Origin of the sequence: Segetibacter koreensis DSM 18137 (genome assembly GCF_000374045.1) — a bacterium.
GTDB classification, from domain to species: domain Bacteria; phylum Bacteroidota; class Bacteroidia; order Chitinophagales; family Chitinophagaceae; genus Segetibacter; species Segetibacter koreensis.
Genome location: NZ_KB893385.1, coordinates 101248 through 127480, shown reverse-complemented (window position 1 = coordinate 127480; position 26233 = coordinate 101248). Strand labels below are relative to the sequence as shown.

Sequence of the window (26233 nt, the reverse complement as noted above, 5' to 3'; positions counted from 1 at the left end):
CCAGGTAAGTGTACCGGATTTTATAAAGTTTTATAATAATCCATATACTTTATTTGAAAAAGACCTTAAAAACATTTACAACGCAAAAAAGTTTCTTGGAATCTTTTAATCGAAGCGATATAATTCATACTCATTCCTAATAAATTATAATAATCATTAATGAAAGGTTTTAAATTTTTTATTCTACTTCTTGTGGCTCAGGCCTGTATGTATTTATCAGGTACAGCGCAAAAGCAATTCAAGGCATTGATAGTGACAACTACAAACGGCTGGCATCACGAATCACTGCATTCAGGTGTTATAGCTATTAAGGAATTAGCTGCCCGCAATTTTTTTGATGCCGTTTTGTTTGAAGACCCCAATAGTTTTAATGATAAATTTTTAGAACAATTCCAGGTAATAATATTTTTAAATACAACTGGCGATATTTTTAAACCTGAGCAGCAAAAAGCGATGGAGAAGTTTATCCAATCGGGAAAAGGCTTTGTAGGCATTCATAGCGCATCAGATACAGAATATGATTGGGAGTGGTACACCAAACTCGTCGGGCGAATGTTCAAGATACATCCTGCCGTTCAAACGGCTAAGCTCCAGGTTCTTGATTCCACTTTCCCAGGTTTACAGGGTTTCGAACATGGAAGATTATGGACAGATGAATGGTATGAATTCAGCGATGCAAAAACCAACGACCTAAAAAATATCCTCGCAGTAGATGAAACAACTTATAATGCAAAAGTGGATTGGGGTGCAAAAAAAGGGGAGGGCATGGGTAAAGTTCATCCTGTGTCGTGGTATCATAATTACGATGGAGGTCGGTCTTTTTATACCGCACTTGGTCATATACCCTCTATTTTCAGTAACGATGCATTTTTGAATCATCTTTATGCCGGTATTTTATGGGCAGCCACCGGTAAAAAATAATACTCAAAAATCAGCCATATTGTAAGGACGCAACAAACCAATTTTGTTCACATTTTTACTTAAATAATAATTTTCGCCAAAATTTATCAAAGTGAAAATTGCCTCTTCTAATCATATTTTTTGTTTCATAAATAAATATAGCGTAAGATGAAAATACTTTTAAAGCCAAAAAACAAACAGAATAATCATTTTTATAGACACGCAGGTTCCATAACTAATGTCTTCACTCTTTTTCTTACTGCCTTGTTATTGTGTATAAAATCATATGATACATCTGCACAAACAGCATCATCAAAAGTTGTAGTTCCTGATTGGGCTCTGCCTGGTTCTGCTACACATAAGCAAGTACCGCCCCCGTTAGACTTTCACCGACCTGCCCGGACAGATAATATGCCTATAGGCATATTTGAAGGCCAGAGCGATGTGGGGGCTGCACTGGTACCTGGTTCATCAAGTTACAACCCTGCTACCAAACAATACACTATTAACTCTGCCGGTTATAATATCTGGTATACCCGTGATGAATTTCGTTATCTCTGGAAGAAAATGTCTGGCGATGTATCACTCGCTGCTGACGTTACCTTTCCTGATACCACAGGCTATGCCGACCGGAAGGCGGTAGTTATCATTCGCCAGAGCCTTGATGATGATTCCAAAGAAGCCATGGTAGCCCTTCATGGAGCTGGCCTCATGCATCTTGCCTGGCGACCCGAGAAGAACCAAAGCCTGAAGGAAATGCGTATTAATGAGAAGGCCGCTCGTCGCATCGGTATAGAAAAACGTGGTGATGCCTATGCGATTTTCGTAAGCATGGCCGGAGAACCAATGCACCAATTAGGCGAGCCAATTCAACTACATATTAAGGAGCCATTTTATGTTGGTATCGGCTTCTGCTCACATTCACCAACTGAAGTGAATACTGGTATACTTTCTAACGTAATTCTTAAGAATGCAGCCGGAAAGGTCAGGTAAGGTGCTATAATGGCGCCGTGCCTAGCTTTGAATAAAATGATTAATTTATATTCATTGAATGAATAATTGTTAACGTGAGTAGAATAAAGCGTGTTCTTTTGCCTGTACTTTATTAGGTAATGCTGATGACTGTGGTGCTCTACCAGATGGCAACAGAGATATCTTCAGTACTTCAATGGCTAACATGTTTTAAAACGTTGATGCAGGAAGCTAAATTCTGACAAATAAATCAAAATCATCTCCCACTCATAATCACTACAATTTTAATAATTGCCTTGATGCTACATTGTTTCTACAAGCTCGTTTTAGAGGACATATTTCGTATCAGTAATGATATATCGAGCTTAACTGTTTGACCTGTATTGTTGCTTTCATCATTTTAAGTGCTACTCCAGAAGCTAGCTTCAAAAAAGATTTAGTTTTAAATTGGCCAATTCAATGTTCAAAACCCATCTGCCAGAAAGGAAGCCGTTTATTTTCTTCTTCTGTTTTTGTTTTGCCTTTAAGTGTTTATGCAATCCAATATTTTCAATAAGTTTAAACTTTGAAAGTCGTCTCTATGGTTTTTAAAAAATTATTCTTTTTTCTTTGTTTTTGCTTGCCACATTATTTACATGCGGAAAGGCAAACGGCCTTTCGGCTATCTTCTATGTTTAGTGAGAACATGGTATTACAGCAAGGTATTAAAGTACCTGTATGGGGAGTTGCTCCTGCAATGTCAAAAGTTACTATTCGGCTAAATTGCAAAACTATCGTTACAAAAGCAGATACTACCGGGAAATGGCTGGTTAAACTTCCTGTGCAAAAAATCGGAGGACCCTACACAATGCTGTTTATAAATGGAAGCGACTCAATTGCTTTAGACAATGTTATGGTAGGTGAAGTATGGGTGTGTTCAGGTCAGTCAAACATGGAAATGCCAATCGGCGATTGGGGTAAAATTAATAACTATCAAAAGGAAATTGCTACTGCCAATTTCCCAGCTATTAGGCTGATGCACCTTAAAAAAAGCGCTTCAAATACTCCGGAAGAAGAACCGGAACTTTACGACAAAGAAAAATGGCAGAAATGTTCTCCTGCAACTGTTTCGCGGTTTTCTGCAGCAGCATATTTTTTTGCAAAAAACATCTATACCCGTCATCACGTTCCAATTGGTTTGATTCAAGCTACCTATGGAGGAACAGTTGCAGAGGCCTGGGTTAGCGGAAGTTCCTTAAAAGCGATACCGGAATTTGCAGCCGGGGTACACGAAATAGAAATGCATCCGCAGAGGGATTTGATGCAGCAATACAACTCGAAATTGCACCAGTGGTTACCTGAGGTAGACTCACGTGATTCGGGATATCAACAGCACCGACCTGTTTGGGCAGATAATAATATTGATGTTTCTTCGTGGCACACTATGACTCTTCCAGCCTACTTCGACGAGGCGGGACTTCCCGAATTCTATGGGGTGGTTTGGTTTAGGAAAAAGATAATTGTTGGAGAAAAAGAAAACAAAGGGTTGAAAATTAACATAGGATCAATGGGCGATGAGGATATCACATATTTTAATGGGCAAGAAGTCGGAAGATCAAAACTAGCTGGCCAACGTCTGTATTATGTCCCGTCGAAACTTGTTAAAAAAGGAGAAAATTTTCTAACTATTCGCCTGATTGTGTATAGGAAGTATGCAAGCGTATATGGTGAAAGGGAGAGGTTTTCTATTACCTCAGAGTCAGGAGCCAGCATCTCGCTGGCAGGCGAATGGTACTATAAAATCGGTTATACTAACTCTTCACTGTTGCCCCCTGATGCTCCCGATGAACCCAACAGACCCACTGTTTTATATAATGCCATGATAAATCCCATCATACCTTATGGTATTCGTGGTGTAATTTGGTACCAGGGTGAATATAACGTCGGACGGGCTTTACAATACAAAACTTTGTTTCCGATGCTTATTACTGATTGGAGAAAACATTGGAACCAGGAAAACTTTCCTTTTTATTTTGTTCAATTGGCTAATTACAATGCAATTGACAGTTTGCCAAAGGAATCATCGTGGGCGGAACTACGAGAGGCACAAACCTGGGCCCTGAAATTGACAAACACTGCAATGGCTGTAGCGATAGACCTGGGTGAAGCAAAGGATATACACCCAAAAAAGAAACAGGAGGTTGGTGAGAGGTTGGCTTTGATTGCAAGAGCCAAAATATACGGGGAGAAAGTTGTATACGCCGGACCAAAATACCGCTCACATGGCATTACAGGTAAAACGATAGAAATTCAATTTACAAATGCAGCAGGCGGATTAACGACCCAAGGAGATACTTTAGTAAGAGGCTTTTCAATTGCCGGAGAAGATCATGTATTTCATGGGGCAAAGGGAACTATAAAAGGCAATGTAGTAATAGTGTCTAGTCCTGAAGTTGCAAACCCTGAAGCCGTAAGGTATGCCTGGGCAGATAATCCTGTTTGTAATTTATATAATCAATATGGTTTGCCCGCGGAGCCTTTCAAAATTGGTAGATAATATTTTAGAAAACTGATGAAATTGAAAAGGTAAAGCTAAAATTAGGCGTCCTATATTTTCAGCTTCTGCTACAACTAAACAACGATCATGCTAGCCTTTATAAAGGCAGGAAACGCTGCATTAAGCGAAGATAAAGTGATGATGGAGACCCTTAGAAAGGAAAAAGCTATTCATACAACCACGGCGAAGCCGTTTTCAATGCCCCCAATTTGCTTCATTTTGCTGGATTACTATCCCAATACAAATTCACCAATTCAGTATTTACTTTAATCGCTGCTTTAATTTGAGAAGCTTGTATTGTATTCCTTAAAGCTGAGTAAAAATAAGTAAGGATTACATGTCTGTAATCCTTACTTCAGACGTCCAGGGGGATTCAATAAACGAGCAATATTCTCTTTATAAAAATCACTTAAAGGAAAGTCTTTCTAACAGTTGAGTCTCCAGGATTTTTTAAGTCAGTCAGCCGACGAGACGCACCGCTAAGAAAAAGTCCGGCTGATAAAAAAATACCTGCCGCAACGGCGCTGATAGGTCGATCGCCACGGGGCAAAAGAAATCAAGCCTGCCGGAATCAGCAGAATGAAAAATACCGGTGGAATTTCAGGGTAAGGATGTCCTGAAATAATCTGAAGCACAACTCCGGCAGCAGCAACAATTAAACAAGCTATTGTTATCTTTTCTTCGAGAGATAGCCTCCACTTTCTTTTCATGAACTGAATGTTTTTTAAATGTGACTTAAATCAAATGCATACGAATGTATTCAGTAATGAAAGCTTTTTTGCAGTAGGAGTAGGCATCACAGTAAAATGTGTAGACAAGATGGGAAATTGCTTCAATTGGAGATAAGTAAAGACAATTTGTTATGATACTTCGGACAAATGAAATCTCGGCGTCTAATTTTTCAAAAAAGTTCTTTTACAGTCTTAGTTCACCATTAAAGTGTGAAGTTCCTTGCCACAGGAAAATTGGTACTAGTAGCTGGTGCAGCCGTCACTCCTGATGTCCCATAATATACTAGTCCCAAGTAAACTTTTGGCAAAGGTTATCAACACTCTAAAATAAAACTGCATCATCTTTTGCTATTTTATTGAAGCTGTTTCTAGTCTAAAATTTACTAATTTCGATTTTGCAAACAGTTCGTTTAAAGTTAGCGTGTAAATGATTGATTTTGCAGGGGACTTATTAGTGACCTGTAAAAATTATTAAAGTGTAAGAAGCTTTGCGTCAAGCCAGTAAGACGGTAAATGCAATTCTCGCCGTCTCCGCAACTTCGAAAAACGTTTTTAGGTCCTTCATAATTTGAAGGACTTTTCTTTTTCCGGTCCTCAGGACGGATTTGAATCAGGATTTTTTTATTCACAATTATTATAGCTCTATTGCATTTTTTAAAAATCGATTGTAATTTTCTTGTCTAATTTCTTTTTGCTATTCTCTGGTTTATAAGTTTAATAAAGGCGTATAATGTAAAGCTGTTTTACTGCGAAGAAGTATACAACCAATTCATTTTAATTGATTGTACGATAGGGAAGAAAGATGTGAAATGCCTACAATAAGTATTTAAATTAGTGCTAACCTTCTGACACTATATCTTCTGAAAAACAAGAATTCTGACAGCTGCATTAACTAAAGGTCACAAAAAGTTTCTGTAGTTATTTGCTTTCAAAATTCTGTTGTTGAAAAAGCCTATACTACACCGCCTGATTTCTCTTCTCTTTATTTACATAGAATATTTATGGGTTACTGAAAGGGTATCATTTAACTAATCTATTCATTCAATTAAAATAGGAGGTTATTATGAAGACAAAAATTACGTGGCATTTTGCAGTAATAACTGCCACAGCTCTGCTATTAACATCATGTCACAAACAACTTGAATGCGACAGTAATGCTCCTTTAGCAACCGTGAAATTGTTCGCGACAGGACTAAACAATCCAAGGGGTTTGAAATTTGGGCCTGATGGAAATCTTTATGTAGCAGAGGGAGGCATTGGAGGTACATCTTCCTCTGGCAAACAATGCATGCAAGTTCCCGCTCCTGTTGGCCCTTATAAGGGAAGTACAACAGGAGGTCGTATTTCCTGGATCAATTCAAATGGAGAGCGCAAAACGCTATCTGATCAATTCCCGTCAAGTATCAATAACCTCGGTGACATCAGTGGGGTTGGAGATGTAGCTTTTATAGACAATTCCCTTTATGCACTTATAACAGGAGCCGGATGTTCTCATGGAGTACCAAAAATACCAAATGGGATTGTTAGGGTGAATGCCAATGGAAAATTGACCTCGATAGCAAATCTTAGTAAGTTTATACAGGATCATCCCGTAAAACATCCGGAGGCTGATGATTTCGAACCAGACGGAGATTGGTATAGCATGATTAATGTGGAAGGAAATTTTTATGCTATAGAAGCAAATCATGGTGAGTTAGATAAAATTACACCGGATGGAAATATTAGCCGCATTATAGATATATCTGCCAGCCAGGGACATATTGTTCCTACTGTTGTCACATATCACAAAGGCAATTTTTATGTAGGCAATCTCCATCCATTTCCAATTAAAGATGGCAGTTCAAGTATTTATAAGATTACACCATCGGGAAATATAAGTGTTTGGGCGACCGGCTTTACCACAATACTTGGAATCGCTTTTGACAAACAAGACAGGTTATATGTACTTCAAAATACTACAGGCAATCAATTTCCAACTCCCGGAGCAGGTAGTATCGTACGTTTAAATCCTTCCGGTGCAAAAGAAATAATTACTTCATCACTTTCCCTGCCTACTGGTTTAACCATTGGCCCCGATGACAAATTATATGTATCTAATATTGGTTTTGGACCAATTGCTATCGGCGGAGGAGAAATCTTGCAAATTAGTTTAAGAAATTGTTTGTGTGATACAAATTTCAAATTAGATGGATTAAAATAGAAGGAGCGAAATTTGAACTTTTTGAAATTTCTACATCTCTTTCATTCAAAGATAGTTTAGCAAATTTTTTAGCTATTATTTCTTGAATATATATAAGAATAAAAATGCTCCCTGTTTTTGGGAGCATTTTTATTAGCAGTTCAAAAACCTTATTAGTTTTAATGTCTCTTTCAACTTAGGCTTTTAATGAATATCCATCTCTGTATTGTCGTCTTACAAACTGGTTGGCTTCATCAAAATTGGTAATTTTCATATTTGCAGCATCCCATAACAATTTCTTTCTTCCTGGAAACAACTTTCCTGCAGCATCTTTCAAATTCCAGCTACGTAGGGCAAGGTTTGCAAAAAGCACTGTTTCTGTAAGCGGACCCGCGTAGTCGAAATGAGAGCTTGTTTTTCCTTTGCCATATCCTGCAATACATGCGTTTACCCATTGTGCATAGTGACCTTCCTGTCCGCCAGGCACCCTTTCAACTGTTTTAGGAACATTTCCCACTTCTTTGGTTTTTGATGTAGGTAACAATGTCGGATTTTCTCCATAACATCCACACATCATTTTTCCTTTCGTTCCTTCTATTATGGCACCGCCGTCGGCATTTCCCATTTCTTCATCCGCTCCCAGTTCTTCCGGACGCTCTGGTCTTATGTTTCCATCCATCCATGTAAGTTTTACATCAGGCTTTCCATTTTTTCCTGGAAACTTCATTTTGATAGATGAAGCAGGCGGGCAACTTTCAGGATGGTAAGCGGGAGTCCACATCTGCTCGTAAATATCTGCAACACTACATTCTACTTCTGATGGATAACCAAGACCGACCACTTTAAACGCAGGGTCAATGATATGACAACCCATATCGCCTAAAGCCCCGGTTCCGAAATCCCAGTAACCTCGCCAGTTAAAAGGAACAAAGGCCGTGTGATACTCATGAAATTGAGTTGGTCCAAGCCATAAGTTCCAATCTAGTTCCGCCGGTATTGGGTCTTTTGTTTTTGGATATCCATTGCCTTGTGGCCATACCGGGCGGTTGGTCCAGCATCTGACTGTATGAGCATCTCCTATTAATCCTGCATTATACCAATCCTGCATTAAGCGCACTCCATCTCCTGAAGATCCCTGGTTACCCATTTGGGTTACTACTTTGTATTTACGGGCAGCTTCAGTTAATACTCTTGCTTCAAAAATGTCATGCGTTAATGGTTTTTGTACGTATACATGTTTACCCATTTGCATAGCCATCAATGCAGGAACAGCATGGGCATGGTCTGGAATAGAAACAGAAACAGCATCAATATTCTTGCCTTCTTTCTGAAGCATTTCCCTGAAATCTTTGTAATATTTTGCTTTAGGAAAAGCTTCCCTGGTTTTTTTTGATGAACGATCATCAACATCGCACAATGCAATAATATTTGCATTTCCTGATTTGTAAAAATTCGCTATATCGCTTTCACCTTTGCCTCCGGCCCCTATAGAGCCAATATTTAATTTGTCGCTTGGAGCAACAAATCCCCGTCCTAATACATGGCGAGGTACAATAAAAAATCCGGTAGCCGCCAAAGAGGTGTCACGGATAAAATTTCTTCTCGAAGAATTTTCTGGTAAGCTCTCATTCATAGAGGAATGTCTTTTTAAAAAATGAAATAGAAAATAATTTTGTGTAATTAAATGATTTTTATTGAAGTTTTGAATTTTTATATTGGTAATTGTACAAATATGGCTAAAATTTAGTTGAAGATGCTTTGTAATTAACGGTAAAGGTATATCTGCAAGGTAAATGTTATGGCAAATGCAAGAGGATATCAACGGATAGGCAGGTATTTAAAGAAAAGTAATTTTTCAAGTAGTAAAAATTTTATAATTTCCTGTTTTTTACTTTAACTATCTGCAATAGAAAAAACAAATGTCAATTCCTTTACTTGATCTTGCTCCTATTACCCGTCATTTAAGAGCTAAAGCCAGCTCTCATCTTTTAGTCGCTGCTGTTCACCATCTTGGTGTTTTCGAAGAATTAAGTAAAGGCCCTACCTCAATAGATGAATTGAGGCAAAGGCTGCAATTAAAAGATAGGCCTGCAATGGTTTTGTTTCCTGCTCTTTGTGCTATGGATATGATAGAATATAATGCAGAAGGACAATTGCAACTTACTGAACTGGGAAAGTATTTAACTGCGACTCACCCCTCAAACCTGACTGGCTACACGGGCTTAGAAAAACATGATACGGGTGTATTGCAAATAAGCGAGTGGTTACGAAACGATGGTCCTGAAAATGCTTCTGAAGGTTTTTCGTATGTAAAAGATGAAGAGGCCCCTTCACCAATGGATGATCCTGATGCAGCACGTTTTTTTACGTTGGCACTGGCGGGACGTGCTCGTTATCTTTCCCCAGTAGTGGCGGCTAAAATAACTAAACGGGAAGGGCATTTTCTCGACATTGCAGGCGGAACAGGATTTTATACTTATGAGTGGCTCGCCGCAAATCCATTGTCATATGCCACCATCTTTGACCGTCCCGAGGTATTGAAAGTGGCTGCAGAGCTACTGGAGGATTTTTGTAATAATGGAGGTAATGAAGTTAAGACGATAAAAGATCGGGTGAAGTTCATGCCTGGGGATATGCTTACTGATGATCTCCCGCGTGCAGACCTTTTGCTGGCTGCGAGTGTTTTTCACGATTGGCCAACAAAGACGTGTGAATTTCTCGCTAAAAAATTTGCAGCAGCCCTTAACCCTGCCGGCGAGTTATGGATTCATGATGCTTTTCTTAATGATACGCTTGATGGTCCGCTTGCTGTAACAGATTATTCTGCCATACTTTTTTTAGGAACAAAGGGCAGGGCATACAGCAGACACGAGTATCGAACATGGCTTTCCCGGGCAGGCCTTGTTTGTTCATCCGAAAATATTCCTACTCTGATGGATTACGGACTTATATACGCAAGTAAACCCAGATACTAAAGCGAGAAATAAAGATTATAATCTTTATGTTTTACAAAATATAGGTTTATTTAGTGAAAGACTATGTGGTCTACCAACTGTTGTTCAAATTGTAAAAGATAAGTATCCATAGTTAATCTATAATTTACAACAAAGAGATTTTTTTGACCTGTAAAGTTTATGGAAGTATAAAACTTTTTTGATGGCATTAGAAAGGGCACCAAAGTGAACTCAGATATAGTAAGTGGCCACCAAAGTACGTTACTTGTGCAACTAGGTAATATTACTTTGCGTTCGGGACATACTTTACATATCGATCCCCAAAACGGGCATATTTTAAATGATAATGAAGCAATGAAATACTGGAGTCCCGAGTATCAGCCAGGTTGGGAGACGAAGGTGTAATTCTCCCAACCTGGCTGATACTGAAAAAGTAACGACAGGTAAACGTTAAAGTCAAATGATGAAATTAATATTCAGCAGTAACTCCTACGTAATTTTGGGGAGTTATATTTTTTAATTCATCTTTTATTGTTGCACTTATATTCAGTGTTTCAATAAACCGTTGTATATCTTCTTTTGTTATTGAAGTTTTACCTCTTGTTAATTCTTTTAATGCTTCATAGGGCTGAGGGTAATTCTCCCGGCGTAAAATAGTTTGTATCGCCTCAGCCACAACTGCCCAATTGTTTTCAAGATCCTCATTTATCTTAGTCTCGTTTAATAACAACTTTTCCAAGCCTTTTTCTATAGATTTTATAGCTATGAGCGTATGGGCAACAGGTACGCCAAGATTTCGTAAAACAGTACTGTCCGTTAAATCTCTTTGCAATCGGCTTACTGGTAATTTTGCAGAAAGATGTTCTAATAAAGCATTTGCAACTCCAAGATTTCCTTCTGCATTTTCAAAATCTATTGGGTTTACCTTATGAGGCATTGCGCTGCTGCCAACTTCTCCTTTTTTAGTTTTTTGTTTAAAATATTCCATACTGATATAAGTCCAGACATCGCGGCAAAAATCTATTAGAATATTGTTGATGCGTTTTATACAGTCGAAATGAGCTGCAAGATTATCATAATGTTCTATTTGGGTAGTGAATTGCATACGTTGAAGACCTAGAATACCTTCAACAAAATTATTAGCCAGCATAATCCAATCTTTTGAGGGAAATGCGACGGCATGCGCGTTAAGGTTGCCGGTAGCGCCCCCAAATTTTGCCGAATAAGGAACGTAAGAAAATAAATCAACTTGGTTTTGAAGCCTTTCTACAAATACCATTATCTCTTTGCCTAAAGTTGTTGGCGATGCAGGTTGGCCATGGGTTTTAGCAAGCATGGAAATATTTTTCCATTGAACCGCAAAATCCTGCAAATGTTTTTTAAGGTTTATTACAGACGGCAGGTATTCGTTTTCCATACAATCTTTCCAGCTTAGCGGGATAGAAGTATTATTAATATCCTGCGAAGTAAGACCAAAATGTATCCATTCCTTTACATCATTTACACCCGCATTTTCAAGTTGCTCCTTTAAAAAATATTCAACCGCTTTTACATCGTGATTTGTGATCGCCTCGATCTTTTTTATTTGTTGGGCATCTTCAGCAGAAAACTTATCTGCAACTTTTAGCAGCACCTGGCGACATTTATTATCTGCAGTAAAAAACTTGTTATCGGCCAAAAAGAAAAAGTATTTTATTTCTACCAACACCCGGTATTTTATAAGTGCGTATTCACTGAAGTATTCATCAAGAAACGCAATTTGCTTTCTGTATCGTCCGTCAATAGGAGATATGGCTGTAAGATTAGTTAGTTCCATGTATGTGTATTTCCTTTATTGCTACATTTTATTTTAAAATAATCGCCAAAAAATTATGTGCTTGGCTTAAAACTTTGCTGTTTAAGCCCAGATTGACCAGGTGAGCGACACTGAAATGAATTCAGTGAAGACACAACGTTTAATAGCAGCACAATCGCCCATTACATAAAATTCATTTTCTTTGCACCTCAAAATTAGATGAATTGCAGAAGACTATAAAGGTAGGTGCGGTAAGTTATCTGAATACAAAGCCTTTGATGTACGCTTTTAAGCATGGATTACAGATAAACGGTATGGAAATTACAGAAGAATACCCGGCAAAAATAGCCATGATGTTGCTGAATGATGAAATTGATGTTGGACTTGTGCCAGTAGCAATTATACCAAAACTTAAAGAACATTACATTATCAGTGATTACTGTATAGGGGCGGAGAGTGCTGTGGCATCTGTTTGTTTATTCAGTGAAGTTCCACTTGACGAAATTGAGAAAGTTGTTTTAGATTACCAGAGCAAAACATCAGTAGCGCTGGCAAGAGTTTTAATAAAACATTACTGGAAACTTCCTGTAGTATTTGAGGAAGCAAAAGAGAACTTCAGAGATGACATAAAAGGTACAACGGCTGGTGTTGTAATAGGCGACAGGGCCTTTGAGCAAAGAAAAATATCGCCGTACATCTATGATCTTGCCGAAACGTGGATTGAATTTACTGGTTTGCCATTTGTGTTCGCGGCTTGGGTAGCTAACAAAAAATTACCAGTTGAATTTATAAAACCATTTAACGAAGCTAACAAAACAGGTTTGGAAAATATAGACGCAGTAGTGGCTGAGAATTTTTCGCCTTTGTACGATCTTAAAACCTACTATACCAAAAATATAAATTACGTATTGACTGAAGAAAAGCGGAAAGGACTGGAAAAGTTCTTGTCTTTTTTATAGCGAAACTACATTACTTACCTGCTATTATACTTTTTGCCTTATTGAGATAATTTAAGATTAAATCATTTATTTCGTTGGAAATATGAGTGAAATAAATGGCGGGTGTAAACAAGCAAATAAATACAATGGTTCTGATAATTGTATCAATGACAGGTGACGAAATTTGTGGGATGTAATACACTATTACTGTACATACAAATGCAATTGCCACTACCATTAAATTTGGCCACGAATAGGGCTGCATTTTAAACTTATACCAAAGAAAACCAAAGCGCATCGCATTATAAAAAGTGAGCGAAATGAGGGTCGAATATGCAGCGCCTGTTAATCCATAGCGGGAAATAAGGATATAGTTAAGAGGCAATGCAAGAATGGTATAAAGCACATTGGTGGTAAAATCAACTTTCCAATAGCTGGATGTACCAATAATTTGAGCATTGGCACCGGTGCCGAGATCTATAAGTTTTCCGATGCCCATTAGCAGAACAAGTTTTTCAATACCTGTAAAGTCTTTTCCCAGATAACGAGAAAGATTCGGGGTGTTAACCCAAATAATGCAAAACATTACAAGACCTATAATTAAGAGATTGCTTACGCTTTTTCTATATATACTTTTTATATGCGTAATATTTTTATTTTTCCAGGCCTCTGCCAATACAGGTACCGATATAGATGTTATGCTTCTTTGGGGAATTTCCAAAATAGTAACGACATAGGTAGCAATGGTAAAAACAGCAACATCACTGAGGCCACGGGCAGATTTTGAAGACAAGATAAATGTATCAACAGTGCGTGATAAAAGATTTAGAAATTGTGCACCAAAAATAAAAAGACCAAAATTTATCATTCTGCCTTTCATTCGAACTGTAACCGAGCTTATAGTAGGAATGAAAATGAATTCTTTGGTTCTTCTTAAAACAAAAAATAAAATAGCCGCAGGCAGAATATAAGAAAACGAAAAAGCAGTGAGAAACTGTGATATGTTTATAATATGAAGACTAAAAAAAAGTAGCAAAAAAGTGAATATTATCCGGGCAACTGTTTCTCTTAAACTATTTGAAATCACGCCCTTTCTAAAAGACCAGCTAAAACTTTCAAGCCATAAAAACATTAGCATAAAAAAGCCGAAAGGATACACCAGGTAACTGTACCTGACAAAGAGGGGAGACCGCTCACTAAACTTTCTTACTATAATATCTTTTACAGCGTAACCTGCTATACACATTATCACAAATCCGATGAGGCAAATGATAAGGGTGATAAAAGGAAGGTCGTTGTTCTTAGGATTAAGATAACTTTTATAAAAAGGGAAAAATTTATTAATTACAGGTATAGAACCTAACGTACACATTGAGGCAAGTGTGATGCCCGCGTCAGTAATTATTCTTGTAAGTCCGTACTGCTCTGCAGTAAGAACTTTTGGTTGAATTAAAATTAAATTAATGGCACCGATAGCAAAACCAATCATTATAACAATAGAAGACCTGATACTTTGCTTTTGAATAACACTCATGTAAATTAATTACAGATTTTTGTGCCGAAGGTATCGTACATTTCTTAAATGAAATAAAACGCGTTTTAGTGCTTGTGTGAAGGGTTGAAAATGGGACAAATGGATGTCACAATACATCAAATATTTCCCCTATAAATCTTCCTGGTGAACGTACATTACCGGTACATGACTGTGAAAAGCTAATTTCTTTATATGCCGTTCTTTAAATAACCCTTCTAAAAAACCATGCTTTTTTGGGATGGTAATAATTAGATTAATATTCTTTTCCTCAACGCAATCATTGATACCTGTTATAAAGTCTTCTTTGTATTCGAAGTGAAAATTAGGATTATACTCTCGCAACAGTGAATGCAATAATTCCTGCTCATAGCTTTTTACCGAGGTGATTTCTTTGTCGCTGCTGTATATATTTACTACATATAAGGCAGCTTTAGTTGCGTCCAATATGTTTTTTATAGGTTGAACCGGCGTTGTCTCTGCCACTTTTGTAAAATCACAAGCTAGCATTACATTTTCAATGGGAGTAAATGTTACCTCTGCAGGAACAACAATTACAGGAGTTTTTGTATTCTTCACTACGCTTAAGGCCGTGCTGCCTATTAATACCTCTTCAATTTTGCTGGTTCCGGTTATACCCATTATAATGAGATCTGCACCGGTCTTCTTACAAAGATTATTTATATTAGTATCTAAAGCAGCGAATTCTGTCAGTTGCTCTAGTTTTAATTCGGAAGGACAAAAACCTTCGATTGATTTTTTAAAATGCGTCATCCCGGTACTGCTCATATCACGCAGGCTTTCGATATCAAAGAATGGTGCGGTAGCAGTTGGCATTGCAGTGTTTTCAGTAATAACAGGCGGGGGCTGAAAGGCGTTGTATAAAATGATTTTCTGAGCCTTTAATTGCGAAGCAAGATGTATGGCGTATAAAGCGGCATTTTTTGCTGAAGCGGAATAGTCAGTAGGAACCAGAATTGTATTCATATTGTAATCAACTTTTAGAAACAGAAAAAATTTAAAATGAGTTAATAACTATCTTAATCATTGATTTAAAAACATCAAGATACAATACTTTTTTCTTGTCATCACACTTTTAAAAAGGATAACATCTTGCGTAAAAAAAACGTAAGCTCTTATACCGATTATATTGAGAATGATTGTAAAAATCGAACAATATTTAAGAATGAATGCTATTGGAAGACGGCAATTTTCAACACCTGGCAACTGCCTGAAAACTTCTTTTCTAAAAGGTGAAACAGGGGTTTTTGAGCTTTAAAAAAAAATAAAATAAAAAGCAGCAATTGATTCATTTTATTGTCTTATTTTAGGGGTATACTATTAACATGGTTCATGACAGAAGAATATATAATTGCCGGTTGTCTTCACAATGATCCCTCTGCGCAAAGGGAATTGTATAACCGGTTCAGCCCTAAAATGCTGTCCGTTTGTTACCGTTTTGCTCATAGCCGTGAAGATGCAGAAGATATGTTGCAGGAGGGATTTATAAAAGTATTTACCCAAATACATACTTTCCAAAATAAAGGAGCTTTCGAAGGATGGATAAGAAGAATAATAGTTCATACCTGTATTAATTTTTTAAAAAAATATAAAAAATTTAATGAAAGCGTGGATTTGGAAGTTGCGGGATTTGTTTATATAAAGGAAGAAACTATTCCCTCGATTATGCAGGCAAAACAAGTAACCGAATGCATCCGGCTATTGCCAATAGGCTACCGAACCGTTCTCAACCTGTATGCAATAGAGGGATATAGTCATAAAGAAATCTCCGTTATGCTTGATATAGAGGAGAGCACAAGCCGAAGCCAGTATACGCGCGCAAAATCCATGTTGGAAAATATTCTTGTTAAGAAAAATATTCTTGAAAAACCCAAAACGCAGTTTTCCTTGCTGGCGGGAGTTAAAAAGGCATAAAAAGCATTTCAGTAAATGGAAGACAATTTTAACCAAAACAATTTCGAAGAGTTTCTGAAGGAAGAGGTAAGAAACCATCGTATGTATCCTACTGACACCGTATGGAGAGATATAAATAAAAAACTGCACGGTGATAAAAAATGGCCCGGTTTAACGGTTGCTGCATTTACACTTTTAAGCGTCACTATTGCCATTTGTGTTTATTTTACACCCCAACCTGACATATTTACTGTACCACCTTTAAATAATGAAATTAAAAGCGCTGCACATCCTAATTCTCAACATAATATTATCGTTCTAGATAATCTGACGTCTTCCCCATCACTGTATAAAGAAAAGACCAGTTTTGATTCAGTAGTTGAAAATCAACTAATTGATAAACCTGTTGCTTCAGTTACTTCTACCTCTACTTTTAAGCAGAGAGTTGAAAAAGAGGTAAACAAAGCCGTTGTATTAAATGTTAGCAGTAAAAATAATATAGCAACAGAGCTGCTGGGCGAGCATGAAGTAGCGGCTAATCCATCATCTGCAGGTACTTTAGAAGCAACTAAAGAGGGAAGACCTGCGCTACCAACAATACAGAGAAATGAAATAATAATTGCACCAGGAAAAATAAAACCTTTGGCTGAAAATGAACGCCTGGCTAAAGAGGACAATGATAAAAACATGGTTGATCAGTTCCTGAAGGACCATAAAGATGATATCGCTCTATATACAACTAAAAAACCTAAAAGCTTAAAGAATAAATTTGGCTTTCAAATTTATATAGCTCCTTCTATCAGTTACCGCAAGCTGTTAGAAGACAGATCAGTGCTAAAAGATGGGGCTGGTGCGGGTCCTGTAGGCTTAAATTATGTTGCAGATGTCAACAATGTAGTCAGGCACAAGCCAGGAAATGGCCTCGAAGCGGGTATAAGTATTCTCTATAATCTTTCTAATAATGTTAGAATTAAATCGGGCCTTCAATTTAATGTGCGTCAATACAGCATTGAAGCTTATCGTTCAAGTACCGAACTTGCCAGTATTGCATTGGTTGGAAACCACGGCATAGATACTGTTAATACCCTTGCAATTTATAGAAACAGCAATGGTTTTTATTCTGCAGAATTAGTTAATCGGTATTATCAAATTGCTATTCCGGTTGGTATTGAGTGGGAAATAATAGGTAATAAAACGATTCAGCTTAATGTAGCAGGAAGCATTCAACCCACTTATCTTATAAATCGCAATGCCTATCTGATCTCGACTAATTTTAAAAATTATAGTGAGAATCCTGAGATGGTACGCAGTTTTAATATTAACAGTAATATAGAAACTTTTGTAAGCTTTAAGGCCGGTTATTTTAAATGGCAGATCGGGCCTCAGTTACGCTACCAGCCTTACTCAACCTTCATTCCACAATATCCTATCAAGGAGCATCTTATGGACTATGGTATCAAAATCGGATTGTCAAAGACTTTTTAATTGGGGTAATAGTTTTTATATTAAATACTCACTTTTGGTTTGTTCTTTAACATCGTCCTTTTTTTAGCCTTGGTTCGTTATGCTATTTTTGCATAATGAATAAAGCCACGTTTTTGTTTCTTTTATATCCTCTCCTTTACTGTGCCTGTAAGCAAAATGGAAGTAACACAAAGACAAATGACGCCGGAAAAAATGATACAACTCATTTTTTTCAGGTTAATCAATACATTAGATCACAGATTGCAGAAGTAAATAAAACTCCTTATTTTATTTATAAGATACATGTCAGCGGCGGAAAGAAAGATTCTACTGCTATTAACACTACTGTTTTTAACCAGATTTCTGCTCAATTTCTTCAGCCTGATATAAATGATAAAGGCCTTAAAAAGCATTACACCGAAAATATATTTTACGATCAGACTACAAAGAGTTATACGCTAAGTTATACTGCAGATGATAAACAATTAGAAATTCAAAACATAGACGTATTGCTGCAGGAAGACGGGCAAACTGTAAAACGCATTTTTATTCGTAAGTTTTTCAATTATGCAGACAGTTCTGCTATTGAGCAATTAAGCTGGAAACCCAGCCAAAGCTTCCAGATAAATCGTTTGGTGCAAAAAAGCGGCAATAAAGAAAACACGAGCGAGACGAATGTTACATGGAACGAAAAGAGTTAAGAGATAAATTATTATGACCTCACAGGAATTTCAGCAAATTGCACATACCATACCTCATCTTCCCGGCATTTACAAATATTTTGATGCCCAAAATGAACTGCTATACGTAGGAAAAGCAAAAAACCTTAGAAAGCGTACCAGTAGTTACTTTACAAAAACTTTTACTAACTATAAAACCCACGAACTTGTTCAACGAATAAGAAGAGTTGAATTTACCATAACCAATAGTGAGGCAGATGCGTTTTTACTGGAAAATTCGCTGATAAAACAATTTAAGCCAAAGTTCAACATCGATTTAAAAGATGATAAATCATTTCCCTACATCGTAATTAAAAAAGAACCGTTTCCAAGGGTATTTCTTACGCGAACAAAAATAAATGATGGGTCAGAGTATTTAGGCCCTTTTACATCGGTTGCCAAAGTCAGAGAGTTGCTTAATTTTATTAAACAAAATGTGGCTTTACGTACCTGTAAATTAAACCTGGCGCCGACTAATATACAAAAAGGTAAATTTAAGGTTTGCCTCGAGTACCATTTAGGTAACTGCAAGGGGCCGTGTGAAGGAAAACAATCGGAACAGGAATATGCAGAGGCCTTGCAACAGGTTCGCAACATTTTGAAGGGCAACATTCAGCCGGTCATTCAACATTTTAGATCTGAAATGAGTCAATTTGCGTCGAATCTTGATTTTGAGAAGGCAGAGTTGTTGCGTAAAAAAATTGAACATCTGGAGAGTTACCAGGAGCGTTCTGTAATCGTGAGCAAACACTTATCTAACCTTGATGTGTTTTCTATTTTAAAAGATGGTGATACTGCTTATGTAAACTACCTGATGGTGTATAATGGATCAATTGTTCAGACACATACAGTACGTATAGAAACCAAGCTTGAAGAAAACGAAGAGGAAGTACTACCTCTTGCTATAATGCAATTGAGAGAAACATTTAACAGCTTGGCCAATGAAATCATTGTGCCTTTTGAAATTGATTTTGCTGTGGAAGAAGTAACGGTAACGGTACCAAAAGGAGGTGAAAAAAAGAAACTTTTAGATCTTTCAGTAAAAAACGTCAATTATTTTACTGAAGAATTACGGAAGAAAAAAATATTGCAACTGGAAGGTAAAAGCGACCTCCAAAAGAAGGAAGTACTATACCAGTTGCAGCAAGACCTGCAGCTTATAGAAGTACCCGTACATATTGAATGTTTTGATAACTCTAACTTTCAAGGCAGTTATCCTGTCAGCGCTATGGTTTGTTTCAGAGATGGTATTCCAAGTAAAAAAGATTACCGGCATTATAATGTGAAAACAGTAGAGGGCATAAACGACTTTGCAACTATGAAGGAGGTTGTCTATAGGCGCTACAGCAGACTTGTAAAAGAGGAGCAATCTCTACCCCAATTAATTATTATAGATGGTGGTAAAGGCCAGCTTTCATCGGCTATGGAAAGTATAAAGGAACTAAATCTTGAAAGTGAAGTAACCGTTGTCGGGCTGGCAAAAAACGAAGAGGAAATATTTTTTCCAGGTGACATGGAATCAATAAAATTGCCTTGGGACAGCGAAAGCCTGAAACTTATACGGCGGATAAGAGATGAAGTGCATAGGTTCGGAATAAATTTTCACCGTCAAAAAAGAAGTAAAGGCACTTTTAAAAATGAGTTGGAAGATATTAAAGGAATTGGTAAATCAACTGCCGAAATGTTATTAAAAACATTTAAATCAGTAAAAAGTATTCAAACAAAATCTACTGACGAATTAGCTGCAATTATCGGTTTATCAAAAGCTACAATAATTACAAGTTATTTTAAACGGGAAAGTGAAAAATAGGAAGTGTTATAAAAGCAAAGGGGCCAGGATAAACATCCAGCCCCGTTTTTAAAATCCAATATCCTATGAAAAACCATGGTAAAGATAGAAAAAGTAGTTAGAACACCAAAAGTGAATGACCTTTTTTTATTAATTTATCGATTAAATTTTACTTTCCTCATTGGGGGAGGGAAAAAAGCCTTTTAGGAGGCAGTTGGATTGCTGAAAATATTCAATAAAAGGCTAGAAACGAGGCAATTAATACTTTAAAGTTGAATATACAAAAAGAACCTTTACGTATTATTATACATAGATCTAAAACAAGCTATTAAATCCTTCTCAGTTTCGGTACACGTTTTATCTTCCGAACTTTTCAATCCAGTCCAAAGTTCCCCCAGCAACATTTACAGTATTCTTAAAACCCATATGCTCTAGCATGAGGCAAGCCATTTGGCTTCGGTTACCACTGCGACAATACACTATAACTTCTTCATCTTTTAAATTCTCAATATCTTCTATGGCCATATCTTGAATCCTGCGCAGTCGAAAATGAGTGCCACCGATGTTAAAATCAGCTCTTTCAATGTCTTCTCTTACATCAAGAACATTAAGCTTTTCGCCAGCATCCATGCGAGCTTTTAATTCATCTACAGAAATTTGTCTCATATAACAATGTTTTTAACTGGTTGAAAATATCATCGGTGATTAATCAAAGAGTCTGCATTTGATTTTGCCTCACTGCTATCTGTTATTAGAGGTCTTGTACTAAGCCAGATATCAATTGTCTGCCCTGGTTTAATTCTGTTATAACGTTTTTCGCCATCGGCAGACTCAGAGTATTTCTGGGGACTTTGCCTGGTAACATAAGAGCCGGGAGTATCAGAGACATCAGGGTCAAAAACAGGAGTAAAATTCAGATCAAGGCTTCGTAACATTGATTTTGCCTGGCTATAACGCTTACCCATTAAATCAGGAACAGCCATCTCAAGTGTACCTACTCCATTTCCCAAGACAAAACTTATTGTACTGCCCATAAAAATTTTTGTGCCTGCTTTTATTGGTTTCCCCTTATACAGTTGTTCCAAAACTGCATTTTTAGCAATATCAGGCCTAAAAGTAGTGTCACCAAGGTGTAGACCAAGATTTTCAAGATACATTTGAGCATTGCGAATAGAAAATCCAATAAGGTTTGGCATTTCTATAAGTGGAGGTTGCGCCCGGTTAATTGTGAGATAAATAGTGCGGTTAACTTTCACGTTAGCATCACCGGCTGGGCTTTGCTTTATAACCGCAAGGCGTGGGACTGTGTCAATATATAAACTATCTTGTATCTCCACTTCAAAGCCTTTCTCTTCCAGTGTTTTTCTTGCCGCATCCACATTTTTTCCAACAACAGGTGGCACTTTCTGGTATTGATTATGTTTCGTTAAATAATCGAGGGAGCCAAAAAACACCAAAACTAACAGCACAGTTAAAACGATAACTACCAGTATATTGACCCAAAGAGGCTTATGAGTTATGAATGTAAACACTAATTATTTTTATAAATTTAAAAATCAATACTTAAACGATTCTTCTATTAATGCTGAATAAAACTCCTTTAAGGTCCAGCCCATTGCCAACACCTGTTTAGGTACAATACTCGCTTCACTCTGGCCAGGTACCGTGTTTATTTCCAGCATATACGGTTGCTGTTCAACTTCGTTAAAAATAAAATCTATTCTTACAACTCCACGGCAGTTCAGCAGTTGATATGCTAATTTTGCTTTATTCCTTATTTTTTCTGCAATTGCTTCATCCACTGCCGCAGGTGTTATTTCCTCACTCATGCCTGCTACATATTTCGCTTCGTAATCAAAAAAATCTTTTTTACTGATCACTTCAGTAATTGGCAATGTAATAATGTTTCCGTTATTTTTAAAAACCCCAATTGTAAATTCTCTGCCTTTTATAAACTCTTCTACCAAAACCTGGTCGTCTTCATTAAAAGCCTTTTGCAACGCACCTTCGAGCTCTTCAGGCTTCGTGACCTTACTCATACCTATGCTGCTTCCGCCATTATTGGGCTTTACAAAAACGGGTAACTGAAGTTGCTCTAAAATTACAGAGGCGGCAACAGGACTGTGTTTAAAAATAAGTAGCGATTTGGCAACACTTATGCCCCCAAAAGCGGCAACTGCAACTGTATATCTCTTGTTAAAAGTTAAAGCTGAAGTGGCAGCATTACAACTGGTGTAGGGAATTTTCAGCATATCAAAGTATCCCTGCAATTTTCCGTCCTCCCCAGGTGTGCCATGAATGCCAATAAGAACGGAATCGAAGGTAATTTTTTTGCCTTCTACGGTTATAGAAAAATCATTTTTATCTACAGCGACCTCTTCACCTTCCTCTGTTTCATACCACCACCCTGTCGGATGCATGTCAATTTTATAAACACTGTATTTATCTTTATCAATGTTTTTCTCAATAGTAACAGCACTTTTATAGCTGATAACAGCCTCACCGCTGTAGCCTCCAGTCACAAAGGCAATTGTCTTTTTGTTCATGAAACCGTAATTGTCACGCAAAGAAAGTGAAAAAATTATAAGGAAGAAAAGATGGAGTTAATTGCAACACTTCAGTATAAACTTTATATTTCCTATTTATGGTAAAAATCATCGTTTTTAAATCGAATTATTGCTGTTCTTAAAGTGGTTTACATAGGCTGAGATTATTTTAAAACATCTTTGTTTAGTTTATTAATAACCTAACTTTCACTTGCCAAACGCCTGTTTACCGAAATACAATTTATTTTTCATGGTTTTAAAATTGCATCATTTCCATAATATTAATAGTTGTTGAGTATGACAAAATGGTGGATAGGCTGCTCTGGATTTCACTATAAGCATTGGAAAGGTATTTTTTATCCGGAAAAACTTGCACAAAGCAAATGGTTTGACTATTATAGCAATCACTTTAAAACCCTTGAATTAAATGTAACCTTCTATCGTTTTCCGCGATTATCCTTTTTAGAAACATGGTATACAAAGAGTCCGGCATTATTTAGTTTTTCAGTAAAGGTGCCCCGCGCCATTACTCATTACCGGCAATTTAATAATACAAAACAGATGCTGGATGATTTTTATGGAACAACTCAGGAAGGTTTAAAAGAAAAATTAGGCTGTATATTATTTCAAATGCCGCCAAGGATGGCTTTTAAAGAAGAAAAACTCGATCAGATAATAGACAGCCTTGACCCTGCGTTTACTAACGTGCTGGAGTTTAGAAATGAAAGCTGGTGGACTGCCCACGTTTATAATAAACTTGCCGAAAATAATATAACTTTTTGTAGCATGAGTCATCCGGAGTTGCCTGAGGCAGTTGTTCAAAACACAAAGACCGTATATTTTAGGTTTCATGGAGTGCCACACCTTTACAGCTCAAAATACGATATTGCAACGCTTAAAAAGATCTCGGATGAGATTGAAACTAATTCAAGCACTAAGCAAGCGTTTATTTATTTCAATAACGATATAGGTGGCGCAGCAATTACAAATGCTATAGAAATGGAAGAATATGTAAAAAAATACAAGACTGCAGGAAAATAAATTTAATTCAAGTTAGCAGCAATATACAGCAATCTTTTAAAATACGAAATGGGGTAAAAAACCAGTTCTTTGCCTTCAGAAGTTGGGGCATGACAATACAGTCAGGAAGAATAAATACTTTTAATCCTTACCTTGTTAAACCTATTTTCCAAAAATAAAGGATATTGATTTTTAATCGATAGAAGCGATAGGTTCAGGAATGCTTTCAACTTTTACATCAACGATTCCATCAAAATTACCCAAAAGTCTTGCAGCAGCTTTAGTAAGGTCAACAATTCGACCCATTTTGGCCATCCGTGGATGCATGCGGTCATTGATTCTTACAATAACAGATTTCATGTTATTAAGATTTGTAACCTTGACCCAACTATTGATTTTGAAATTATTACTTGCAGCGGTTAAATTGCTATGTTTAAAAATTTCTCCAGTTGCCGTGCGAAGTCCAATAAAGCGATTTGCATAAATAGTAGCGAAGCCTTTCAGCTGTTTTCCAGGTTCTTTCTTGCTTTGGGAAATTCCCAAAATTGGAATGAACAGGACCAAAAAAATGAATTTTTTCAAATTTGGCAGATTTAGTAGTTTTCAAATTAAATTACCTCTGGCACCAATGAGACACGAAAATAAGGGAAACTTTCTTATTCACACTCTTTTATTTGTTATAACTTGTTCACCGTCTGCTTGTTCACAAGTTGTTAACAACTTTTCAAAGACCAGTTTACTAGTCATTTCTAATGTAGGAGAATATCGAATAAGTATTAAAAAAAAGGAAAATAAAAGAATAGTTGCTCTTAAAAACTATATAACTCCTCTTATAACAGACTTTAAATATTCAACAGATTGCAATTTCACTCACAAAAAGTTATATACTAACCCTGACGCGTATGGGCGTCTAACAGTTGCATATGCTTTAAAAAAAGTACAGGAAGATTTAGTAACAAAAGGTTTAGCGCTTAAGTTTTTTGACGCCTACCGTCCGTATTCTGTAACAAAAGAGATGTGGAAAGCAGTTCCTGATGAAAGATATGCAGCCAACCCTGCAAAAGGGAGTGGCCACAACCGGGGAACTGCAGTTGACGTAACTTTAGTCAAAATTCCATCAGGGCAGGAACTTGAAATGCCAACCAAATTCGACGATTTTTCTGAAAGGGCATATCATAATTATAAGAAACTACCGGAAAATGTATTGCAAAACAGGCAGTTATTAAAAACAACAATGGAAAAGTTTGGCTTTCATGCATTAAGTACAGAGTGGTGGCATTATTCGCTGTCAGATACAACAACTATTTATGAGGTGTTAGACCTCAGTTTTGATCAACTGAAGCAACTCGAAAACGGAGAAAAAAATGTGTTGAAAATTAAATAAGGTTTATCAAAGACAAAGCACTGAACAAGCTACGTCGCCATAAGAAATTAATGCTGGCACTATTAAAATCATTAAAAACTTTTGATGAATAATTACGAATTGCAAGTTCAGAAGCAAGTGACGATGTGGCAAAAAGCAATGTTGCGAAATCCGGGGTATTTTAATCGATTAGCTAAAAAGCTTCAGACTAAAATTAATAATTTAATTCCCGAAAAAGCTCATGCTGCTATTACTACAACCATCAAGCAAATGTTTAGAGCCGTTCTTTTTGGTTCACAAGTAACTACCGCAAGTGCACGAACAGAAGGAAGCCTTGAATTGCGTGATGCCATTGCAATCGAAAAAATAAAACTTTATAAACACACAGCTGCGGCAGAAGGTGGAATAACGGGTGCTGGTGGAATATTATTAGGATTAGCAGATTTTCCTTTATTAATAGGAATAAAAATAAAGTTACTTTATGAAATCGCTTCTGTTTATGGCTTCGACACGAGGGATTATAGGGAAAGGCTATTTATACTATATATTTTTCAACTAGCTTTTTGTAGCGATGAAACAAGGAAAGAAGTTTTTATGAAAATGCAGGACTGGGAAAATATCAGCAGCCGATTACCGCAGGATATTCATGATTTTGATTGGAGAACTTTTCAACAGGAGTATCGTGATTATATTGATATAGCGAAAATGGTACAACTAATTCCTATAATCGGAGCCCCGGTAGGCGCAGTTGTAAATTATCGGCTTATAACTAAATTAGGAAGAACTGCTATGAATGCCTATCGAATGAGATGGCAAAAAACGTTTTGGATAAGTAAAAGCGCGAATTCATCTTTATAAAACACTGGTCGTGTCTATCTTTGT

At 36.9% G+C, this 26233-nt stretch carries 24 protein-coding genes; 15 read left to right on the top strand and 9 right to left on the bottom strand.

Annotated elements, in window-relative coordinates; translation table 11 throughout:
- Positions 1–159: 159 nt before the first annotated feature.
- The 4 genes from B154_RS0125720 to B154_RS0125705 all read left to right on the top strand — a co-directional run bounded on the left by B154_RS0125720 (position 160) and on the right by B154_RS0125705 (position 4678).
- Positions 160–921, top strand: coding sequence for a ThuA domain-containing protein (locus B154_RS0125720; protein WP_018617235.1), 762 nt, complete (start codon positions 160–162; stop codon positions 919–921).
- 147 nt (positions 922–1068) lie between these two features.
- On the top strand, positions 1069–1893 hold the full coding sequence (locus B154_RS33530) for a hypothetical protein (RefSeq protein WP_018617234.1): 825 nt from the start codon (positions 1069–1071) through the stop codon (positions 1891–1893).
- Positions 1894–2557: 664 nt separating this feature from the next.
- Positions 2558–4408, top strand: a complete 1851-nt coding sequence (locus tag B154_RS0125710; RefSeq protein WP_018617233.1) for a sialate O-acetylesterase — start codon at positions 2558–2560, stop codon at positions 4406–4408.
- Between the two features lie 87 nt (positions 4409–4495).
- A complete protein-coding gene (locus tag B154_RS0125705) occupies positions 4496–4678 on the top strand; it encodes a hypothetical protein (protein ID WP_018617232.1) in 183 nt (60 codons plus the stop codon).
- Between the two features lie 209 nt (positions 4679–4887).
- Here the strand turns inward: B154_RS0125705 and B154_RS0125700 are convergent, their stop codons facing one another.
- Complete coding sequence (locus tag B154_RS0125700; protein ID WP_018617231.1) at positions 4888–5118, bottom strand: hypothetical protein; 231 nt, start codon at positions 5116–5118, stop codon at positions 4888–4890.
- A gap of 1084 nt (positions 5119–6202) precedes the next feature.
- Between B154_RS0125700 and B154_RS0125695 the strand changes: the two genes are divergently transcribed.
- Entirely contained in the window at positions 6203–7339 is a 1137-nt protein-coding gene (locus B154_RS0125695) for a ScyD/ScyE family protein (RefSeq protein ID WP_018617230.1), read from the top strand.
- Positions 7340–7514: 175 nt separating this feature from the next.
- On the opposite strand, the gene B154_RS0125685 is transcribed toward B154_RS0125695, so the two are convergent.
- Positions 7515–8951 carry a Gfo/Idh/MocA family protein gene (locus tag B154_RS0125685; protein ID WP_018617228.1) on the bottom strand — a complete coding sequence of 479 codons (1437 nt, stop codon included), beginning with the start codon at positions 8949–8951 and terminating at the stop codon, positions 7515–7517.
- Positions 8952–9237: 286 nt separating this feature from the next.
- On the opposite strand from B154_RS0125685, the gene B154_RS0125680 reads away from it, so the two are divergent.
- Together B154_RS0125680 and B154_RS32650 are read left to right on the top strand one after the other, a co-directional pair.
- The gene (locus tag B154_RS0125680) at positions 9238–10293 is read left to right on the top strand and encodes a methyltransferase (protein WP_018617227.1); all 1056 of its coding nucleotides are present in this window, start codon (positions 9238–9240) and stop codon (positions 10291–10293) included.
- Positions 10294–10479: 186 nt separating this feature from the next.
- Entirely contained in the window at positions 10480–10677 is a 198-nt protein-coding gene (locus B154_RS32650) for a hypothetical protein (RefSeq protein WP_281166914.1), read from the top strand.
- 64 nt (positions 10678–10741) lie between these two features.
- On the opposite strand, the gene purB is transcribed toward B154_RS32650, so the two are convergent.
- The gene (gene purB, locus B154_RS0125675; RefSeq protein WP_018617226.1) at positions 10742–12088 is read right to left on the bottom strand and encodes an adenylosuccinate lyase; all 1347 of its coding nucleotides are present in this window, start codon (positions 12086–12088) and stop codon (positions 10742–10744) included.
- 203 nt (positions 12089–12291) lie between these two features.
- On the opposite strand from purB, the gene B154_RS0125670 reads away from it, so the two are divergent.
- A complete protein-coding gene (locus tag B154_RS0125670) occupies positions 12292–13026 on the top strand; it encodes a menaquinone biosynthetic enzyme MqnA/MqnD family protein (RefSeq protein ID WP_018617225.1) in 735 nt (244 codons plus the stop codon).
- A gap of 10 nt (positions 13027–13036) precedes the next feature.
- On the opposite strand, the gene B154_RS0125665 is transcribed toward B154_RS0125670, so the two are convergent.
- On the bottom strand, positions 13037–14539 hold the full coding sequence (locus B154_RS0125665) for a lipopolysaccharide biosynthesis protein (protein WP_083935024.1): 1503 nt from the start codon (positions 14537–14539) through the stop codon (positions 13037–13039).
- A 129-nt stretch (positions 14540–14668) separates the two neighbouring features.
- A complete protein-coding gene (locus B154_RS0125660) occupies positions 14669–15523 on the bottom strand; it encodes a universal stress protein (RefSeq protein WP_018617223.1) in 855 nt (284 codons plus the stop codon).
- Between the two features lie 366 nt (positions 15524–15889).
- Here B154_RS0125660 and B154_RS0125650 point away from each other — a divergent pair, with 366 nt between their 5' ends.
- The 4 genes from B154_RS0125650 (at position 15890) to uvrC (ending at position 20443) form a co-directional block, all read left to right on the top strand.
- The gene (locus B154_RS0125650) at positions 15890–16471 is read left to right on the top strand and encodes an RNA polymerase sigma factor (RefSeq protein WP_018617221.1); all 582 of its coding nucleotides are present in this window, start codon (positions 15890–15892) and stop codon (positions 16469–16471) included.
- Positions 16472–16486: 15 nt separating this feature from the next.
- Positions 16487–17935 carry a porin family protein gene (locus B154_RS0125645; protein ID WP_018617220.1) on the top strand — a complete coding sequence of 483 codons (1449 nt, stop codon included), beginning with the start codon at positions 16487–16489 and terminating at the stop codon, positions 17933–17935.
- A 95-nt stretch (positions 17936–18030) separates the two neighbouring features.
- The gene (locus B154_RS0125640) at positions 18031–18615 is read left to right on the top strand and encodes a hypothetical protein (protein ID WP_018617219.1); all 585 of its coding nucleotides are present in this window, start codon (positions 18031–18033) and stop codon (positions 18613–18615) included.
- Positions 18616–18628: 13 nt separating this feature from the next.
- Positions 18629–20443 (top strand): excinuclease ABC subunit UvrC, encoded by a 1815-nt coding sequence (gene uvrC / locus B154_RS0125635; RefSeq protein ID WP_018617218.1) that lies wholly within the window; start codon positions 18629–18631, stop codon positions 20441–20443.
- Positions 20444–20779: 336 nt separating this feature from the next.
- Here the strand turns inward: uvrC and B154_RS0125630 are convergent, their stop codons facing one another.
- From B154_RS0125630 to B154_RS0125620, 3 genes are read right to left on the bottom strand one after another with little or no spacing between them, the layout of a single operon-like run.
- Positions 20780–21088, bottom strand: coding sequence for a rhodanese-like domain-containing protein (locus B154_RS0125630; RefSeq protein WP_018617217.1), 309 nt, complete (start codon positions 21086–21088; stop codon positions 20780–20782).
- Between the two features lie 29 nt (positions 21089–21117).
- The gene (locus B154_RS0125625; protein ID WP_018617216.1) at positions 21118–21954 is read right to left on the bottom strand and encodes a PASTA domain-containing protein; all 837 of its coding nucleotides are present in this window, start codon (positions 21952–21954) and stop codon (positions 21118–21120) included.
- A 24-nt stretch (positions 21955–21978) separates the two neighbouring features.
- On the bottom strand, positions 21979–22968 hold the full coding sequence (locus B154_RS0125620; protein WP_018617215.1) for a D-alanine--D-alanine ligase: 990 nt from the start codon (positions 22966–22968) through the stop codon (positions 21979–21981).
- Positions 22969–23265: 297 nt separating this feature from the next.
- Here B154_RS0125620 and B154_RS0125615 point away from each other — a divergent pair, with 297 nt between their 5' ends.
- Positions 23266–24009, top strand: a complete 744-nt coding sequence (locus tag B154_RS0125615) for a DUF72 domain-containing protein (RefSeq protein WP_018617214.1) — start codon at positions 23266–23268, stop codon at positions 24007–24009.
- A 171-nt stretch (positions 24010–24180) separates the two neighbouring features.
- Here B154_RS0125615 and B154_RS0125610 read toward each other — a convergent pair whose 3' ends face one another.
- On the bottom strand, positions 24181–24570 hold the full coding sequence (locus tag B154_RS0125610) for a septal ring lytic transglycosylase RlpA family protein (RefSeq protein WP_026260449.1): 390 nt from the start codon (positions 24568–24570) through the stop codon (positions 24181–24183).
- Positions 24571–24616: 46 nt separating this feature from the next.
- On the opposite strand from B154_RS0125610, the gene B154_RS29790 reads away from it, so the two are divergent.
- Positions 24617–25372 (top strand): M15 family metallopeptidase, encoded by a 756-nt coding sequence (locus B154_RS29790; protein WP_051084354.1) that lies wholly within the window; start codon positions 24617–24619, stop codon positions 25370–25372.
- A gap of 84 nt (positions 25373–25456) precedes the next feature.
- The gene (locus B154_RS0125600) at positions 25457–26209 is read left to right on the top strand and encodes an EcsC family protein (protein ID WP_018617211.1); all 753 of its coding nucleotides are present in this window, start codon (positions 25457–25459) and stop codon (positions 26207–26209) included.
- Positions 26210–26233: the final 24 nt, after the last annotated feature.

Coding starts and splice junctions, on each gene's coding strand:
- B154_RS0125665 (WP_083935024.1), bottom strand. CDS start 14,539: ATGAGTGTTATTCAAAAGCAAAGTATCAGGTCTTCTATTGTTATAATG.
- B154_RS0125600 (WP_018617211.1), top strand. CDS start 25,457: ATGAATAATTACGAATTGCAAGTTCAGAAGCAAGTGACGATGTGGCAA.
- B154_RS0125640 (WP_018617219.1), top strand. CDS start 18,031: ATGAATAAAGCCACGTTTTTGTTTCTTTTATATCCTCTCCTTTACTGT.
- B154_RS0125615 (WP_018617214.1), top strand. CDS start 23,266: ATGACAAAATGGTGGATAGGCTGCTCTGGATTTCACTATAAGCATTGG.
- B154_RS33530 (WP_018617234.1), top strand. CDS start 1,069: ATGAAAATACTTTTAAAGCCAAAAAACAAACAGAATAATCATTTTTAT.
- B154_RS0125645 (WP_018617220.1), top strand. CDS start 16,487: ATGGAAGACAATTTTAACCAAAACAATTTCGAAGAGTTTCTGAAGGAA.
- B154_RS0125650 (WP_018617221.1), top strand. CDS start 15,890: ATGACAGAAGAATATATAATTGCCGGTTGTCTTCACAATGATCCCTCT.
- B154_RS0125660 (WP_018617223.1), bottom strand. CDS start 15,523: ATGAATACAATTCTGGTTCCTACTGACTATTCCGCTTCAGCAAAAAAT.
- B154_RS0125720 (WP_018617235.1), top strand. CDS start 160: ATGAAAGGTTTTAAATTTTTTATTCTACTTCTTGTGGCTCAGGCCTGT.
- B154_RS0125705 (WP_018617232.1), top strand. CDS start 4,496: ATGCTAGCCTTTATAAAGGCAGGAAACGCTGCATTAAGCGAAGATAAA.
- uvrC (WP_018617218.1), top strand. CDS start 18,629: ATGACCTCACAGGAATTTCAGCAAATTGCACATACCATACCTCATCTT.
- B154_RS0125620 (WP_018617215.1), bottom strand. CDS start 22,968: ATGAACAAAAAGACAATTGCCTTTGTGACTGGAGGCTACAGCGGTGAG.
- B154_RS0125700 (WP_018617231.1), bottom strand. CDS start 5,118: ATGAAAAGAAAGTGGAGGCTATCTCTCGAAGAAAAGATAACAATAGCT.
- B154_RS0125685 (WP_018617228.1), bottom strand. CDS start 8,951: ATGAATGAGAGCTTACCAGAAAATTCTTCGAGAAGAAATTTTATCCGT.
- B154_RS0125630 (WP_018617217.1), bottom strand. CDS start 21,088: ATGAGACAAATTTCTGTAGATGAATTAAAAGCTCGCATGGATGCTGGC.
- B154_RS0125695 (WP_018617230.1), top strand. CDS start 6,203: ATGAAGACAAAAATTACGTGGCATTTTGCAGTAATAACTGCCACAGCT.
- B154_RS0125710 (WP_018617233.1), top strand. CDS start 2,558: ATGGTATTACAGCAAGGTATTAAAGTACCTGTATGGGGAGTTGCTCCT.
- B154_RS29790 (WP_051084354.1), top strand. CDS start 24,617: ATGAGACACGAAAATAAGGGAAACTTTCTTATTCACACTCTTTTATTT.
- purB (WP_018617226.1), bottom strand. CDS start 12,088: ATGGAACTAACTAATCTTACAGCCATATCTCCTATTGACGGACGATAC.
- B154_RS0125680 (WP_018617227.1), top strand. CDS start 9,238: ATGTCAATTCCTTTACTTGATCTTGCTCCTATTACCCGTCATTTAAGA.